Source organism: Peribacillus frigoritolerans (assembly GCF_004358755.1).
Lineage (GTDB): Bacteria > Bacillota > Bacilli > Bacillales > Bacillaceae > Bacillus_P.
This window is the reverse complement of record NZ_SMZY01000004.1, coordinates 148,789-164,343: the sequence shown is the minus strand read 5'-3', so window position 1 is coordinate 164,343 and position 15,555 is coordinate 148,789. Positions and strand designations below refer to the sequence as shown.

General features: G+C 41.9%; 14 protein-coding genes. 12 read left to right on the top strand and 2 right to left on the bottom strand.

Going from position 1 to position 15,555, the window contains the following annotated elements; genetic code table 11:
• The first annotated feature begins 207 nt into the window (after positions 1-207).
• The 10 genes from E2R53_RS18470 to E2R53_RS18425 all read left to right on the top strand — a co-directional run bounded on the left by E2R53_RS18470 (position 208) and on the right by E2R53_RS18425 (position 11,718).
• Positions 208-1,707 (top strand): alanine/glycine:cation symporter family protein, encoded by a 1,500-nt coding sequence (locus E2R53_RS18470; RefSeq protein WP_133313237.1) that lies wholly within the window; start codon positions 208-210, stop codon positions 1,705-1,707.
• A gap of 141 nt (positions 1,708-1,848) precedes the next feature.
• Entirely contained in the window at positions 1,849-2,469 is a 621-nt protein-coding gene (locus E2R53_RS18465; RefSeq protein WP_286166292.1) for an NAD(P)-dependent oxidoreductase, read from the top strand.
• A gap of 166 nt (positions 2,470-2,635) precedes the next feature.
• Complete coding sequence (locus E2R53_RS18460) at positions 2,636-4,378, top strand: ABC transporter ATP-binding protein (RefSeq protein ID WP_133313236.1); 1,743 nt, start codon at positions 2,636-2,638, stop codon at positions 4,376-4,378.
• The gene (locus E2R53_RS18455) at positions 4,359-6,179 is read left to right on the top strand and encodes an ABC transporter ATP-binding protein (protein ID WP_133313235.1); all 1,821 of its coding nucleotides are present in this window, start codon (positions 4,359-4,361) and stop codon (positions 6,177-6,179) included. Before E2R53_RS18460 ends, E2R53_RS18455 begins: the two co-directional genes overlap by 20 nt.
• Before the next feature lie 57 nt (positions 6,180-6,236).
• Positions 6,237-6,761 carry a type 1 glutamine amidotransferase domain-containing protein gene (locus tag E2R53_RS18450; RefSeq protein WP_133313234.1) on the top strand — a complete coding sequence of 175 codons (525 nt, stop codon included), beginning with the start codon at positions 6,237-6,239 and terminating at the stop codon, positions 6,759-6,761.
• 333 nt (positions 6,762-7,094) lie between these two features.
• The gene (locus E2R53_RS18445) at positions 7,095-8,267 is read left to right on the top strand and encodes an ABC transporter substrate-binding protein (protein ID WP_133313233.1); all 1,173 of its coding nucleotides are present in this window, start codon (positions 7,095-7,097) and stop codon (positions 8,265-8,267) included.
• A 132-nt stretch (positions 8,268-8,399) separates the two neighbouring features.
• Positions 8,400-9,278, top strand: coding sequence for a branched-chain amino acid ABC transporter permease (locus tag E2R53_RS18440; RefSeq protein ID WP_133313232.1), 879 nt, complete (start codon positions 8,400-8,402; stop codon positions 9,276-9,278).
• A gap of 4 nt (positions 9,279-9,282) precedes the next feature.
• Positions 9,283-10,257 (top strand): branched-chain amino acid ABC transporter permease, encoded by a 975-nt coding sequence (locus E2R53_RS18435; RefSeq protein WP_133313231.1) that lies wholly within the window; start codon positions 9,283-9,285, stop codon positions 10,255-10,257.
• A complete protein-coding gene (locus E2R53_RS18430; protein ID WP_133313230.1) occupies positions 10,232-11,011 on the top strand; it encodes an ABC transporter ATP-binding protein in 780 nt (259 codons plus the stop codon). Before E2R53_RS18435 ends, E2R53_RS18430 begins: the two co-directional genes overlap by 26 nt.
• Positions 11,011-11,718: an ABC transporter ATP-binding protein gene (locus tag E2R53_RS18425; protein WP_133313229.1), complete on the top strand. Its 708-nt coding sequence runs from the start codon at positions 11,011-11,013 to the stop codon at positions 11,716-11,718. Before E2R53_RS18430 ends, E2R53_RS18425 begins: the two co-directional genes overlap by 1 nt.
• Positions 11,719-11,842: 124 nt before the next feature.
• On the opposite strand, the gene E2R53_RS18420 is transcribed toward E2R53_RS18425, so the two are convergent.
• Positions 11,843-13,048 (bottom strand): MFS transporter, encoded by a 1,206-nt coding sequence (locus tag E2R53_RS18420; protein WP_133313228.1) that lies wholly within the window; start codon positions 13,046-13,048, stop codon positions 11,843-11,845.
• Between the two features lie 228 nt (positions 13,049-13,276).
• Here E2R53_RS18420 and E2R53_RS18415 point away from each other — a divergent pair, with 228 nt between their 5' ends.
• Both E2R53_RS18415 and E2R53_RS18410 read left to right on the top strand, forming a co-directional pair.
• Positions 13,277-13,609: a DUF485 domain-containing protein gene (locus E2R53_RS18415; protein WP_133313227.1), complete on the top strand. Its 333-nt coding sequence runs from the start codon at positions 13,277-13,279 to the stop codon at positions 13,607-13,609.
• Between the two features lie 15 nt (positions 13,610-13,624).
• Positions 13,625-15,160 (top strand): solute symporter family protein, encoded by a 1,536-nt coding sequence (locus E2R53_RS18410; protein ID WP_133313226.1) that lies wholly within the window; start codon positions 13,625-13,627, stop codon positions 15,158-15,160.
• 90 nt (positions 15,161-15,250) lie between these two features.
• Here the strand turns inward: E2R53_RS18410 and E2R53_RS18405 are convergent, their stop codons facing one another.
• Positions 15,251-15,436 (bottom strand): hypothetical protein, encoded by a 186-nt coding sequence (locus tag E2R53_RS18405; RefSeq protein WP_133313225.1) that lies wholly within the window; start codon positions 15,434-15,436, stop codon positions 15,251-15,253.
• Between the last annotated feature and the right edge of the window lie 119 nt (positions 15,437-15,555).

Genomic DNA, 15,555 nt, shown 5'->3' with positions numbered 1-15,555 from the left:
TAAACGGGCACTTGCGCTTTTCTTATGTCACTTTTTTTAACATAGAATGTAAGAAAAAAGAACCGCTGTATATGGGTTGTTTGCGTTTTCAACCTTTTTTAACGCGACCAATGGCACATATTCTATCAAAATAGTGATTGTGCAGTTATGACTTATCCCTTATAATCTAAAAAGAAAGAAAATTCAGTATTATGAGGGGGATTTTTATTGGAGGCGTTTGTTAATAGCTTAAATAGTGTTCTTTGGAGCACGCCCGTTATTTACATTTGTTTGGCTGTAGGTTTGCTTTTCTCCATCTTGACCCGATTTATGCAAGTGCGTCATATCAAAGATATGGTGCTGCTGATGTTTCAGGGGAAAAGCTCTGAAGCAGGAGTTTCTTCTTTTCAGGCATTATCCATTGCGTTATCAGGACGTGTAGGTACAGGGAATATCGCTGGTGTTGCCACTGCGATCGGCTTCGGCGGACCAGGAGCAGTATTTTGGATGTGGGCCATTGCCTTCATTGGAGCTTCAAGTGCTTATATTGAATCAACATTGGCTCAGATTTATAAAGTAAAACAGGACGGACAATACCGCGGGGGTCCGGCTTATTATATTGAAAAAGGAACTGGATGGAAATGGTACGGCATTATTTTTGCATTCGCTGCTTTACTTGCGATGAGCTTGCTGATGCCTGGTGTTCAAGCGAACTCCATTGCACTTGGCCTTGATAATGCATTTGGTTTAAGCCCTGTTATTACTGGTTTAGGACTTATCATTGTTTTAGCACTTATTATTTTTGGCGGAGTTAAGAGGATTGCAAATGTAGCACAGGTAGTAGTGCCATTTATGGCGCTTGGCTACATCCTGGTTGCTCTTGTTATTATTGCTTTTAATATTTCTGAGCTGCCTGCAGTTATTGCCCTTATTTTTAAAAGTGCATTTGCACTGGATTCTGCATTTGGCGGAATCGTTGGGATGGCGATTGCTTGGGGAGTTAAGCGTGGAATCTACTCAAATGAAGCTGGACAGGGTACAGGACCTCACCCAGCTGCTGCAGCTGAAGTTTCGCATCCTGCAAAGCAAGGCTTAGTTCAAGCTTTCTCTGTTTATATTGATACTCTTTTCGTATGTTCAGCTACAGCGTTTATGATTTTATTTACTGGCATGTACAACACACAAGCTCCGGATGGAACGTTCATTACGAATAAACTTGGAGCTGAAGTAGAGCCTGGCCCTGTTTTTACACAGGCGGCAGTAGAATCGGTTATTCCAATTCCAGGATTTGGTTCAGGATTTGTTGCAATCTCACTTCTCTTCTTCGCTTTTACAACAATCATGGCGTATTACTATATCGCTGAGACAAACATTGCTTACTTAACGAGGGGGAAAAGCAATAAAATCCCGATGTTCCTCGTAAAAGTCGTACTCCTTGGAGCGACATTCTATGGATCTGTTAAAACTGCATCATTAGCATGGGCTTTAGGGGACGTTGGTCTTGGAATCATGGTTTGGCTGAACTTAATTGCCATCCTGATCTTGGCCAAACCGGCGCTTATCGCTCTAAAAGATTATGAAGCTCAAAAGAAGCAAGGTCTTGATCCAGTATTTGATCCAGTAAAGCTTGGCATTAAAAATGCAGATTTCTGGGAGCACGAATATAAATATGAAGATCCTGGCACAGATTCAGTGCTGGATAAAAAAGACCGGACGTTAAATTCTTAAATGGCGGGACCTCTTGTTAACGGCAAGAGGTCTTTTCATGTTGCTTAAGAGATTGTGAGCCTGCGATGTGAAGTACTTAATATTGACAGACTGGTCATAAAAATGATTAATAGATAGTAAGAATCTGAGACAGGTGGGATCATGATGAAGCTGATCATATTTGGTGCAGGCGGAAAGACCGGAAGACACATGGTTGCCCAGACGCTTGCTGCGGGACATGAAGTCACTGCTTTTGTTCGATCTCCGGAAGCATTCAGTCTGGAACATGAGCGTCTTGCTGTTGTGAAAGGAAACGCGCTGAATAAAAAAGAAACAGAAGCTGCAATTAAAGGGCATGATGCCGCTGCCTCTTGTCTTGGCGGAAAAGGTCTAGGAAAGTCGTCCGTATTGACAGAGATGACAGAAAATATCTTATCCGGGATGAAAAAACATTCTGTTAACCGGATTTTATACGTTGCCTCTGCAGGCATCCATCAAGAGATCCCGGGCATTACAGGCTTTCTGACACAGAAAGTCATTTTGAAAAATGTGTTAAGAGATCATGCAGACGCTGTAAGAAGAATTCGGGAAAGCGAGTTTGACTGGACGGTTGCAAGGCCAATGCAGCTTATTGATGGACCCTTGACAAAAAACTATCGGATCGCGCAGGAGGGGATTCCTGAAGGGGGAAGGAAAATAGCCAGAGCGGATGTTGCTCATTTCTTAGTGAAGGCTTGGATTCAAAAGAGTTTTATTCATACATCAGCAGGTCTTGCCTACTAATGGATACGCTCATGCCGGCGTATCTTTTTTAGATACGGAAACAACAAGGGTGAAAATCTAAATATTCAAATTTTAACCAATAAAGAGTATGATAGAATAAATAAAATTCAAGATATTAGTCTGGCTAAATATGTACATAGATGATGCAATGTTTGGAGGATGCCGTATGTCGAAAGTATTTTCTTTGCTAAAGCCTTACCGTCTTGCGATGGGTGTAGCCCTGACCCTGATGCTGATTGAGCTTGGGGTAGAGCTGCTGCATCCGCTGTTAATGGCGAAAATAATTGATGATGGCATCTTGAAAAATGACTTATCTGTTGTCATCTATTGGGGAAGCGTCATGGTCGGGATTTCCATTGCGGCATTTGCTGCTGGTGTGACAAATTCCTTTTATGCGGCTCATGTCAGTCAGAGCTTCGGATATGATGTACGCAAAGGTTTATTTGAGAAGGTTCAGTCCTTTTCTTTTGCAAATTTCAGCCTGTTTCCTACTTCATCTCTGATTACGAGGATGACAAATGACGTGACGCAGCTTCAGAATACGATCTTTATGAGCCTGCGGATCATGCTCCGTGCGCCCCTTTTAATAGTAGGGGGAACAATCATGGCTCTAATCGTCAATTTTAAACTGGCCCTCATTCTCTTAATTTCGATTCCCCTTTTAATAGGATTTCTAGTATGGATGATGAAAAAAGGCAGCGGCCTGTTCAAAGCTGTTCAGGACCGGCTTGATTCTGTTAACGGTGTCATGCAGGAGAACCTGACTGGAATGCGGATTATTAAGGCATTTTTGAGAAGAAACTATGAAGTCTCAAGATTTACACAAGCAAATGAAGAGTTGAAAAGTGGGACCGTTTCAGCACTAAGGCTGATGGAAATTGCCATGCCTGTCTTATTATTAGTCATGAATATCAGTATCCTCGCCATTCTGTGGTTTGGCAGCATCAATGTCGGCACAGGGGATGCAAAGGTTGGGGAAGTAGTGGCGATTGTAAACTATGCGCTGCGAATATCCTCTGTTTTATCCATTTTTTCTTTTATCATCATGGCTTTTTCACGTGCAAAAGCCTCAGCCGGACGCATTAATGAGGTTTTAGATACAGAAGCTGATTTGACTGATTCGCTTGACGCAGAAGAAACAAGTGTGATTGAAAAAGGAGAAATTGAATTTAAATCCGTTTCTTTTACTTATCCGGGAACGAATACGGCTGTTCTGAATAACCTCTCCTTTACTGTGAATGCAGGTGAGACGATTGCCCTGCTTGGTGCAACGGGCTCAGGGAAATCGTCCATTTTCAATCTGATACCAAGGCTTTATGATGTGTCTGGCGGGGAGATTTACATTGGTGGTAAGAACCTACTGGATATGAAGCTTGAAAGTCTGAGGGGACAAATTGGTTTTGTTCCGCAGGAGTCTCTTTTATTCACAGGATCGATCAGAGAGAATATTGCTTGGGGTAAAGAAGGAGCATCATTTGAAGATATAAAGGAAGCGGCCATAAATGCACAGATTCATGAAACCATTGAAAGACTCCCTGATGGCTATGATACAAGAGTCGGTCAAAAAGGAGTCAATCTTTCCGGAGGTCAAAAACAAAGACTTTCGATAGCAAGAGCACTTGTCCGCAAGCCTAAAATTCTTCTGCTTGATGACAGCACAAGCGCTCTTGATTTAGCAACAGAGGCAAATCTATTAAAAAAGCTAAAAACATATAACAGCACGATTTTTATTATTACACAAAAAATCAGCACAGCAATGGAAGCCAGCAAGATCCTCTTGCTGGATGAAGGGGAAATTCTGGCATATGGTTCTCATCTTGAATTAATGGAAAAATCTTCGCTGTATCAGCGGATCTATGAATCCCAGTTTGGAGAGGAGGCCCTGCAGAATGTTCAAAGAGCTAAGTAAGCCATTCAAGTATCCGAAAGTCAAACAGGAAGAACCTATTCAGAAAAAAACAGGGAAACCAAAAAACTGGTTTGCGACGATTACAAGGGTATGGTCGTACCTTTCTTTGAATAAAGGCCTGCTTAGTTTGGTTCTCCTTATGGTAGTTCTCAGTTCCTTTTTGGCCCTCCTTGGTCCTTACCTGATTGGGAGAGTCATTGATGATTATATTGTGACCAAAGAAAGCAGCGGTTTTGTTAAGCTGCTGATTGCTTTGGTCGCAATTTATATAGTCCAGTCCATTTCTCTGCTGCTGCAGAACATATGGATGATAGGAATCGCCCAGAATACCGTTTTTACCATGAGAACACAGCTTTTCCGTCATCTGCACAGTCTGCCGATTTCCTACTTTGATAAACGGCAGCACGGGGAACTGATGAGCAGGGTAACGAATGATATTGAAAACGTCAGTTCAACCTTGAACAGTTCTGTTATTCAAATTTTCTCAAGTATCCTGACACTTGCAGGAACAATAGCAGTCATGCTCTGGCTGAGTCCGCTGCTTACGCTAATTACTCTGACCATCATCCCAATCATGTTCTTTGGGATGAGGTGGATCACAAATAGAACAGGAAAATTATTCAAAGCTCAGCAGCGGAACTTGGGGAATCTTAATGGCTATATTGAAGAAACCATTTCAGGCCAGCGCATCGTCAAGACGTTTTCACAGGAGCAAAAAGTGATTTCTGAGTTTCTGGAAAAGAGTCAGCGGCTTAAAGGAGCAGGGTTCTGGGCTCAGACGATCTCTGGCTTTATTCCGAAGCTGATGAACGTCCTGAACAATTTAAGTTTTGCGGTGATTGCCGGGGTAGGAGGCATTCTTGCTCTGAATGGTCTTGTCACAATCGGGGTCATCGTGATTTTTACTGAATACTCCAGACAGTTCACAAGACCTTTGAATGAGCTTGCGAATCAGTTCAATACGATTCTGTCTGCTGTAGCAGGTGCTGAGAGAGTGTTTGAAATTCTGGATGAAGACGAGGAAATGATAGATGAGAAAGGTGCTTCAAACCTTCAAGGAATGCAAGGAGAAGTGATATTTGACCGGGTCTCATTCTCTTATGAAGAAGAACAGCAGACGGTTCAAAACTTGTGCTTTACAGCATCTCCCGGTGAAACGATAGCCATCGTCGGTCCTACCGGTGCAGGAAAAACAACGATGATCAACCTGTTATCACGGTTTTACGATCCTGATGAAGGAAAGATTCTGATTGATGGAATGGAAAGCACAAAAATTAGACGCAGCAGTTTGAGAGAGCACATGGCATTTGTCCTTCAGGATCCCTTCCTGTTCACTGGGACGATCATGGAAAACATTCGTTATGGCCGTTTGGATGCAACGGATGAAGAAGTAATCCTTGCAGCAAAAGAAGCGAATGCCCATTCTTTTATTATGAAAACAAAAAATCAATATAAAACGGTTCTCACTCAGGACGGAAGCGGAATCAGCCAGGGGCAAAAACAGCTGCTGTCCATCGCGAGAGCGATCCTTTCAAGTCCGGTTATCCTTGTTCTTGATGAAGCGACAAGCAGCATTGATACCATTACAGAGCTGAAAATCCAGGAAGCCCTTCAGAGATTGATGAAAGGCAGAACAAGTTTTGTGATCGCACACAGGCTGAATACCATTCAAAAAGCGGATCAGATTCTCGTGCTTGAGAATGGTGCACTGATTGAAAGAGGAAGCCATGAGTCTCTTCTCCAAGAAAAAGGATTTTATTACGGTCTCTATCAAAGTCAGCTGAAAGACGAGGTCGTATAAGACCTCAGTTTTTAATTAGAGAAACGGTCATGCTATACTGAAACTGGAGGTGGGACAATGCGTTTATCAAATAAAAAAGTCATTGCGCTGGTCAGCGCCGATTTTGAAGATCTTGAATTATGGTACCCTGTGCTTCGTTTACAGGAAGAAGGGGCTGAAGTCCACTTAGTAGGCGAAAAAGCAGGCGAAACCTATATCGGGAAGTATGGTGTTCCGGCAACAGCGGATTATGCATTCGCCGATATTCAGTCTGGAGATTATGATGCGATATTGGTTCCTGGAGGATGGGCGCCTGATAAACTAAGACGATATCCAGAGGTTCTTCAAATGGTGAAGGACATGCATGAAAAAGAAAAGCCGATCGGACAGATCTGTCATGCAGGATGGGTGCTGATTTCAGCAAGAATCTTAGAAGGAAGAAATGTAACAAGCACACCAGGCATTAAAGATGATATGGAGAACGCAGGTGCAACGTGGCATAATGAAGCAGTTGTTGTTGACGGACACATTGTTTCAAGCAGAAGACCGCCGGACCTGCCGCCTTATGTAAAAGCTTTTGCAGATGTTTTAGCCGAAAAGTGAATATTTATAAAATAATGAGAGAAAGCATCTTACTTCATGGTGCTTTCTTTTTATATTTATATAGTTTGCTGAATAAAATATAATAGCGTGCTTTGATTCACTTTGCTATCTGGATAAAGGGATCAACTGAAGCTGGAATGTCAATAAATAAAAAGAAAAAGATACTATAGACGGATATCAAATAATATTATACTATATTTTCAGAATATTAATTTTCTTTAGAAGAGTCATTTAATTAGAGTGAAAGAATCTTTAGGAGGTGGTTCGACTACAGCGATGAACGGATAAAATGGCAACTTTGCATCAAAATATGATCAAAAACGGGGGATACGAATGAAAAAGAGAAGATTAATGGCAGTGTTTATGTCACTGATGATTTCAGCTGGCGTGATGGCAGGATGCGGTGCAAAAAGCACAGGTTCATCCGAAGGAGAAACAATTAAAATCGGTGCGAACTTAGAATTATCCGGCGGAGTAGCATCTTATGGTCAATCCATTTCGGAAGGCCTGGAACTTGCTTTAGAGGAAATAAATAAAAAAGGCATCGACGGCAAAAAAATTGAACTTGTTGAGTTTGATAATAAATCAGATGCAGCTGAAGCGACAAATGGAGCTATTAAACTAGTTAGCCAAGATAAGGTAGCTGCAATCATTGGTGCAGCAACAAGTACAAATACGCTGGCCCAGGTGCAGGTTGCACAGGATAATAAAGTGCCATTAATCACACCGACTGGAACGAACCCGACTATAACGAATACGGATGGCAAAGTGAATGATTATGTATTCCGTACATGCTTTATCGATCCATTTCAAGGAACGGTTGCAGCAAACTTTGCAACTGGAGACTTATCTGTTAAAAATGCAGCAGTCCTAATCGATAGCTCAAGCGATTATGCAAAAGGACTTGCAAAATCCTTCAAAGAATCATTTGAGAAAAACGGCGGTAAAATTGTTTCAGAGGAAGCTTATGTAGCAAAAGATACAGACTTCCGTGCAACTCTTACAAGAATCAAGTCAGCTAATCCTGAATTTGTATTCCTTCCTGGCTACTATGAAGAGGTAGGTCTAATTGTGAAACAAGCCCGTGAGCTTGGAATTGATGTTCCTTTCATGGGGGGCGACGGATGGGATTCTCCGAAGCTGATTGAAATTGCAGGCGGAGAAGCTTTAAACAATACATTCATTACAAATCACTATTCTGCTGGAGATCCGGATGAGAAAATTCAGGATTTTGTAAAAGCGTTCAAGGCGAAATACAAAGACAAATCTCCTGATGCCTTTAATGCGCTTGGATACGATACAGGCTATTTCCTGGCTGACGCTATTAAACGTGCAGGCGGTGCTGACCCTGAGAAGCTTCAAAAAGCAATCGAAGAAACAAAAGAACTTGCTCTTGTTTCTGGGAACCTGACGCTTGATGAGCTTCATGACCCAGTTAAGTCAGCGGCTATCCTTGAATATAAAGATGGCGAGCAAACATTTAAAACGAATGTAGATCCTGAATAAACACAATAAAAAGCAAAAGGAATAGGGGGCACTGCCCCCTATTCTGAATTTAGGATATAAGAAGGGTGAATTCTTGCACTTTTGTTTTAAACTGCCATACAAAATAATGGACTTTCAGGGGAGAAAGAGATTATGGAAATTTTTCAGCAGATTGTCAACGGAATATCTCTGGGCAGTATTTATGCGTTAATTGCACTTGGCTATACAATGGTATATGGCATCGTGAAGCTCATAAACTTTGCTCATGGTGATGTATTTATGATAGGTGCCTTTGTAGGGTTTTACTCAATTACCATTTTAGAACTCGGTTTTTTTCCAGCCTTAATCATATCAATGGCCGTTTGTGCATTATTCGGAGTCTTAATCGAGAGAATTGCTTATAAACCTTTGAGAAATGCGACTAGAATTGCAGCGCTTATAACAGCAATTGGAGTTTCCCTTCTAATTGAGTACGGAGTTATTTATGTGAGGGGAGCGCAGCCGGAAGCATATCCTGGAACGGTTCTGCCATCTGAGAGCATTTCCATTTTCGGCGTCACAATCAGCAGTCAGTCATTATTTATTCTGGGTATTTCTGTCGGGCTTATGATCTTGCTTCAATTTATTGTCCATAAAACAAAAATCGGCAAAGCCATGCGTGCGGTTTCATATGATGCAGATGCAGCAAGACTGATGGGTATTAATGTAGACAATACCATTTCTGCTACTTTCGCAATTGGCTCTGCTTTAGCTGGTGCAGCGGGTGTTATTTTTGGAACTTACTATATTAAAATTGAGCCTCTTATGGGGATTATCCCAGGCTTAAAGGCCTTTGTCGCTGCAGTATTAGGCGGAATCGGGATTATTCCAGGTGCGATGGTAGGCGGATTACTTCTGGGAGTCATTGAATCACTGGTAAGTGCTATGGGCTACTCCTTATGGCGTGATGGAGTAGCATTTATCGTCCTCATTCTCATTCTTATCTTCCGTCCATCAGGATTGTTCGGCAAAAATGTAAGAGAGAAGGTGTAAGGGGATGACTGCAATGAAAAAATCAAAAGGATTTTGGTATTCAATCGGTTTGGCATTCGTTGTTTTCATCGTCGTACAGGTTTTAATCTCCGGCGGGTTTTTAAACATCTATCTTGTCAACGCTTTGTACTTTATAGCCATTAATATTATTTTGGCAGCAAGTCTTCATCTTATTATAGGGATTACCGGTCAATTTTCCATCGGACATGCCGGCTTTTTAGCAGTAGGCGCGTATGCTTCAGCTGTTATTACGATGAAATTGCAGCTGCCTTTCTCTGTTTCACTGATTGTCGGTGGCCTTGCAGCAGCAGTTGCAGGTCTGATTATTGGGATTCCAAGTTTGCGCTTAAAAGGGGATTATCTTGCAATCGCTACACTTGGGTTCGGTGAAATTGTCCGCATCACGCTTTTAAATATCGATTACGTCGGCGGAGCAAGCGGTATGCAGGTATCCCATCTCACCACATGGCCTTGGGTATTCGGGTGCTTAATGCTTACTATTCTTGCAATCGTCAATTTTACGAATTCGACTCATGGACGTGCCTGTATTTCCATTCGTGAAAATGAAATAGCAGCTGATGCGATGGGAATCAATACAACGTACTATAAAGTAGCGGCATTTGTTATTGGATCCTTTTTTGCCGGAATTGCCGGCGGACTGTACGCACATAATTTTTATATCATTCAGCCTACAAACTTCGGCTTTTTGAAGTCATTTGATATTTTAATCTTTGTTGTTCTAGGTGGACTTGGCAGTATGTCTGGTGCTGTCCTGGCTGCAATCCTTCTTACGATTGTTTCTACTTTCCTTCAGGAATATCCAGAGACAAGAATGATCATTTACAGTCTCGTCCTTATCGTTATGATGCTTTATCGTCCGCAAGGCTTGCTTGGCACGAAAGAAATCACTTCTTTTTTCAAAAACCGCAATGGCATCAAAGGAGGTCCTGATCATGACAGCAAAAACACCGTTGCTTAACGTGCAGAATTTAGGCATAAAATTTGGGGGTCTTAAGGCTCTTTCATCCGTCAATATCGAATTGAATAAAGGTGAGCTTGTTGGATTGATCGGTCCAAACGGAGCCGGAAAAACGACTTTTTTTAATCTTTTGACAGGCGTATATGTACCTACAGAAGGAACGCTGATGCTGGAAGGACAAAAGCTGAATGGTCTTGTTCCCTATAAAATTACGCGCAAAGGAATAAGCAGGACGTTTCAGAATATTCGACTGTTTGGTGAACTTTCGGTTCTCGATAATGTTAAAGTAGCCTATCATTCTCTTGCAAAGCATTCTATAGCAAGCTCTATTTTAAGACTTCCTTCCCACTTTGCCGGTGAACGTGAGATGGAAGAAAAAGCGATTGAATTTCTTAAGATTTTCAAACTGGATAAAGTGAAAGATGAAAAAGCAAAAAACCTTCCATACGGTCAGCAGCGCCGGCTGGAAATTGCACGTGCTCTTGCAGCCCATCCAAAGCTGCTTCTATTAGATGAGCCTGCCGCAGGGATGAACCCGCAGGAAACAGAAGAGCTCATGAATTTGATTGCATTTATTCGCGCGAAGTTTGATTTGACGGTTTTGCTGATTGAGCATGATATGCCGCTTGTCATGGGTGTTTGTGAACGAATTTATGTACTTGATCATGGCCAGTTGATTGCTCAGGGGGTGCCTGAGGAAATCAGAAACAATCCAAAAGTCATCGAAGCGTATCTCGGCGAGGAGGTTTCATAATGCTGAAAGTAAATGGAATCAATGTATACTACGGAAACATACAAGCAATCAAGGATGTATCTCTAGAGATCAATCAAGGTGAAATTGTGACCTTGATCGGTGCGAATGGAGCCGGGAAGAGCACTTTATTAAAAACGATTTCAGGACTTTTAAAGCCTAAAAAGGGAGAGGTGCTTTTCCAGGAGAAATCAATTGCAGGAAAAGCGGCTCAAACAATCGTTAAACAAGGAATATCACATGTTCCTGAGGGGCGAAGAGTATTTGCCAACATGACAGTTGAGGAGAATTTAGAGCTTGGAGCTTACTTGCGCAAAGATAAAGCTGAAATAAAAAGGGATTTTGAAAAAGTATTTGAACTCTTTCCAAGGCTGTTTGAGCGCAAAAAACAGCAGGCAGGAACATTATCAGGAGGAGAACAGCAGATGCTTGCAATGGGCCGCGCGCTAATGGCCCGCCCTAAACTTCTCCTGCTGGATGAACCATCTATGGGACTTGCGCCGCTGCTCGTTAAAACGATCTTCAGAATTATTGAAGAGATCAATAAGACTGGAACAACCATTCTATTAGTTGAACAAAATGCAAACATGGCTTTGTCGATAGCTGATAGAGTCTATGTAATTGAAACTGGGAAGGTTGTGCTGTCTGGAACGGCAGAAGAATTAAATGCAAGTGATCAGCTGAAAATGGCGTACCTGGGAGGCCATTAATAGAAAACCCCTTCAACTCTTAATGGTTGAAGGGGTTTTTCGTTGTCTAGGTAATTAAAAAAGGCGATTGGTTGTGGATAACGAAATAAAGTTATCTGCGAGAGGTGCTTTTGCTTTTGTTATTTTAAAACAGCTGTTTGGCTTTTGTTTCTTTTCCAAGAATGATTACAGCCAGGACACCAATCAGAATGGATACACAGAATATGGAAAAGATCATGGTCATTGGAGTGTTTTGAGCCACAAGATAACCAACAACTAACGGTCCCAAAACCCCGCCAATACGTCCGAATGATGCAGCCATTCCAGCTCCAGTACCGCGAACGGCTGTCGGATATTGCTCTGGTGTATAGGCGTAAAGCGCGCCCCATGCTCCTAAGTTAAAGAATGAAAGGAATATTCCTGATGTAAGCAACATGGTGAGAGATTCTGCCGTTCCAAAGAAATAAGCGCTGATTGCTGTACCGACTAAATAAGTCGTTAAAACAAATTTCCTTCCGAATTTCTCTATAAACCATGCTGCTGTAAAATAGCCCGGTAACTGAGCAAGAGTCATAATAAGTACATACTGGAAGCTTTTAATTAAACTGAAACCTTTCAGTACCATGACACTTGGCAGCCATAAAAACATGCCGTAGTAAGAAAAGACGACACAGAACCAAAGTATCCAAAGCATAGTCGTCTGACGGATGTAATCCTTGGACCAAACCATTTTGATGTTTTCCATTATCGAAGGCTTCTGTTCTTTCTTGATCGCTAAAAACTGGGGAGAGTCCGGAAGCTTGATCCGTAAGTACAGTGCATAAAATGCAGGAAGCGCGCTTAGAAGCAGAGCCGTTTGCCATCCAAATCTTGGAATAACAAAATATGAGATAAGGGCGGCAATAAGCCAGCCTGCGGCCCAGAAGCTTTCAAGCAGGACGACAATTCGTCCCCGTTTTTCAGGTGCTACACTTTCAGATACCAGTGTTGATGCAACAGGAAGTTCTCCTCCAAGGCCCATTCCAACAAAAAACCTTAGTATGAGGAAGGCGGTTAATGTCGTTGTAAAAGCAGACAGTCCGCTCCCGATTGAAAAGAGAAGCAAGGTAATAATAAAAACATGTTTTCGTCCGATCCGGTCAGATAATAATCCAAAGACGAGGGCGCCAACGGCCATTCCGATTGAATTCATGCTGCCGATCCAGGCCATTTGCTTCACGCTCAACCCCCAATCAGATTGAAGCGCGGCTATAATAAATGAGAGCATTCCAACGTCCATGGCATCAAACAGCCAGCCAAGTCCTGCAATTCCAAGCAGCTTGCGGGTTGGAAGTGTATTCTTTTTCTCCATCGTATCCTCCTTAACAGCTTTCACCGATAATAGAATGCAGTAATCTTTCTTATTTTAGTCTACCTTATGAATTATATCTATCTTTGGATGAGTCTAAAGGAGGTTATTTTTTAAAAAAGAGTTATCTAAATTTACATATTTTTCAGATAAATATATAATAAGAGTGTGAAAATTTGGAATTAAGGAGGGCTGGGTTTTTAAAACTATTAACTAAAGGGGGAACAGGTAGTGAGTAATGAAAAGCAGCAATTAAAGTCCGCGCAGTCCTCAGTCGATTACACCAAAATTGTTCAGTCAGAATCCTTTCAAAAACTGCTTCAGACAAAGAGAAGTTTTATCTTGCCAATGTCTTTATTTTTCTTAGCCTTTTATTTTACATTGCCGGTGTTAACGGCTTATTCAACCGTACTGAATGAGTATGCAGTCGGCCCGATCAGCTGGGCATGGGTCTTCGCTTTTGCCCAATTTATTATGACTTGGACTTTCTGTATGCTTTATTCCAGCCGGGCAAAGAAGTTTGATCAGATTGTAGAACAAATTAAAGCCGAGGCAAAAAGGTAAAGGAGGACACATACAATGAACATGCTGGCATTTTCTCTCTTTTTAGGAATCGTAATTATGACATTATTTATCACTTATTTTGCCTCTAAGCGTACAAAGACTACAAGTGATTTTTACACCGCGGACAGCAGTTTAACCGGCTTTCAAAATGGCCTTGCCATCGCTGGTGACTATATGTCAGCTGCTTCTTTTTTAGGGATCGCAGGAATGATAGCGCTTTCTGGGTTTGACGGATTTTTTTACAGTATTGGATTTTTAGTTGCGTATCTTGTGGTGTTATACATAGTGGCTGAACCTCTTAGAAATTTGGGGAAATACACTATGGCTGACATGATAGCGGCAAGGTTTAATAATAGTAAGGTGCGCGGCGTTGCGGCGCTGAATACGATCTCTATTTCAATCTTTTATATGATCGCGCAGCTAGTAGGAGCAGGAGGGCTTATTCATCTGCTGCTTGGCATTGATTATGTGTATTCTGTTTTGATTGTCGGAACGCTGATGACCATCTATGTTGTATTCGGAGGAATGACTGCAACGAGCTGGGTGCAGATTGTAAAAGCTGTTCTTCTTATGATTGGTACATTTGTTATTTCGGTGATTGTGTTTGCTAAATTCGATTTCAGCATCATGAAAATGTTCTCTGAGATGCAGACGGCGACACCGACACCGCTTGGTGAGAGCTTTTTGAATCCGGGGAACAAGTTTAAAAATCCGCTGGATACGATTTCGCTGAATCTGGCGCTTGTGCTTGGAACAGCCGGTCTACCTCATATCCTGATCCGTTTCTTTACCGTTAAAGATGCTATTACAGCTCGGAAATCCGTTGTGTATGCAACATGGATTATCGGTGTATTTTATGTAATGACTGTCTTTTTAGGTTTTGGAGCTGCAGCGTTTGTCGGCTATGACAATATCGTAGCGGCCAATTCAGCCGGGAACATGGCAGCGCCATTGCTTGCAGAAGCGATTGGCGGAGATTTCTTATTTGCCTTTGTTTCAGCAGTTGCATTCGCAACCATACTCGCTGTTGTAGCGGGACTCGTGCTGTCAGCTGCTTCTGCATTTGCCCATGACTTTTACAGCCATATTCTTCGCCGGGGAGAAGCAACGGAGAAGGAGCAGGTTGTGGCAGCCAGATGGGCATCAATCGGTGTGGCTATTCTTTCGATTCTTCTTGCATTGTTTGCACAGAACATGAACGTAGCATTTTTAGTTGCACTCGCCTTTGCTGTCGCAGCAAGCGCAAACCTGCCGATTCTCTTGCTGACGATTTTCTGGAAACGGTTTAATACAGCAGGAGCAGTTACAGGAATGCTCACGGGCTTGTTCAGTTCTCTTATTCTTGTAGCCCTCAGCCCTAATGTATGGTCACCAGAGGCCGGAGCAGCGATTTTCGTTGGAGATCCATTGTTCAGCCTGTCTAATCCGGGTATTGTTTCAATCCCGCTTGGATTCCTCGGCGCTTACATTGGAACGATCGTTTCAAGCAAAAAAGAAGATGCGAAGAAATTTGATGAGATTCTTGTGAAGGCTAATACTGGAATGAAATGAATTAAATAAAATCCTCCTGCTTAGAAGCGGGAGGATTTTTATATAAGGCAGAAATGAAATTGAGAGATTTTTGCTATCTAGCCTTAAAGGTTAATCACTTGAAGATTGATTTTTAGTTTTATGTTTCTTTTTCTCATCTTGCAGTCCGATCTTTACTTCTTCGACTGGAATCGCATCAACAGTCATTTCATTTTCCCGTTCAATTAATGTTTTTCCGTCACGGCCAGGAATTTGCTCAGGGTTATCCTGTTTTTGCTTATTCTTTTTATCGGTCATGTCAAAAACACCTCCATGCTTGTACAGATACCTGTTTTATTGGGGTTTAAAACATCAATTAAACGCTTATTTAAATAGTGTGTTAATTCGAATAATAAAGAGGAATTATGCGGTTTTTG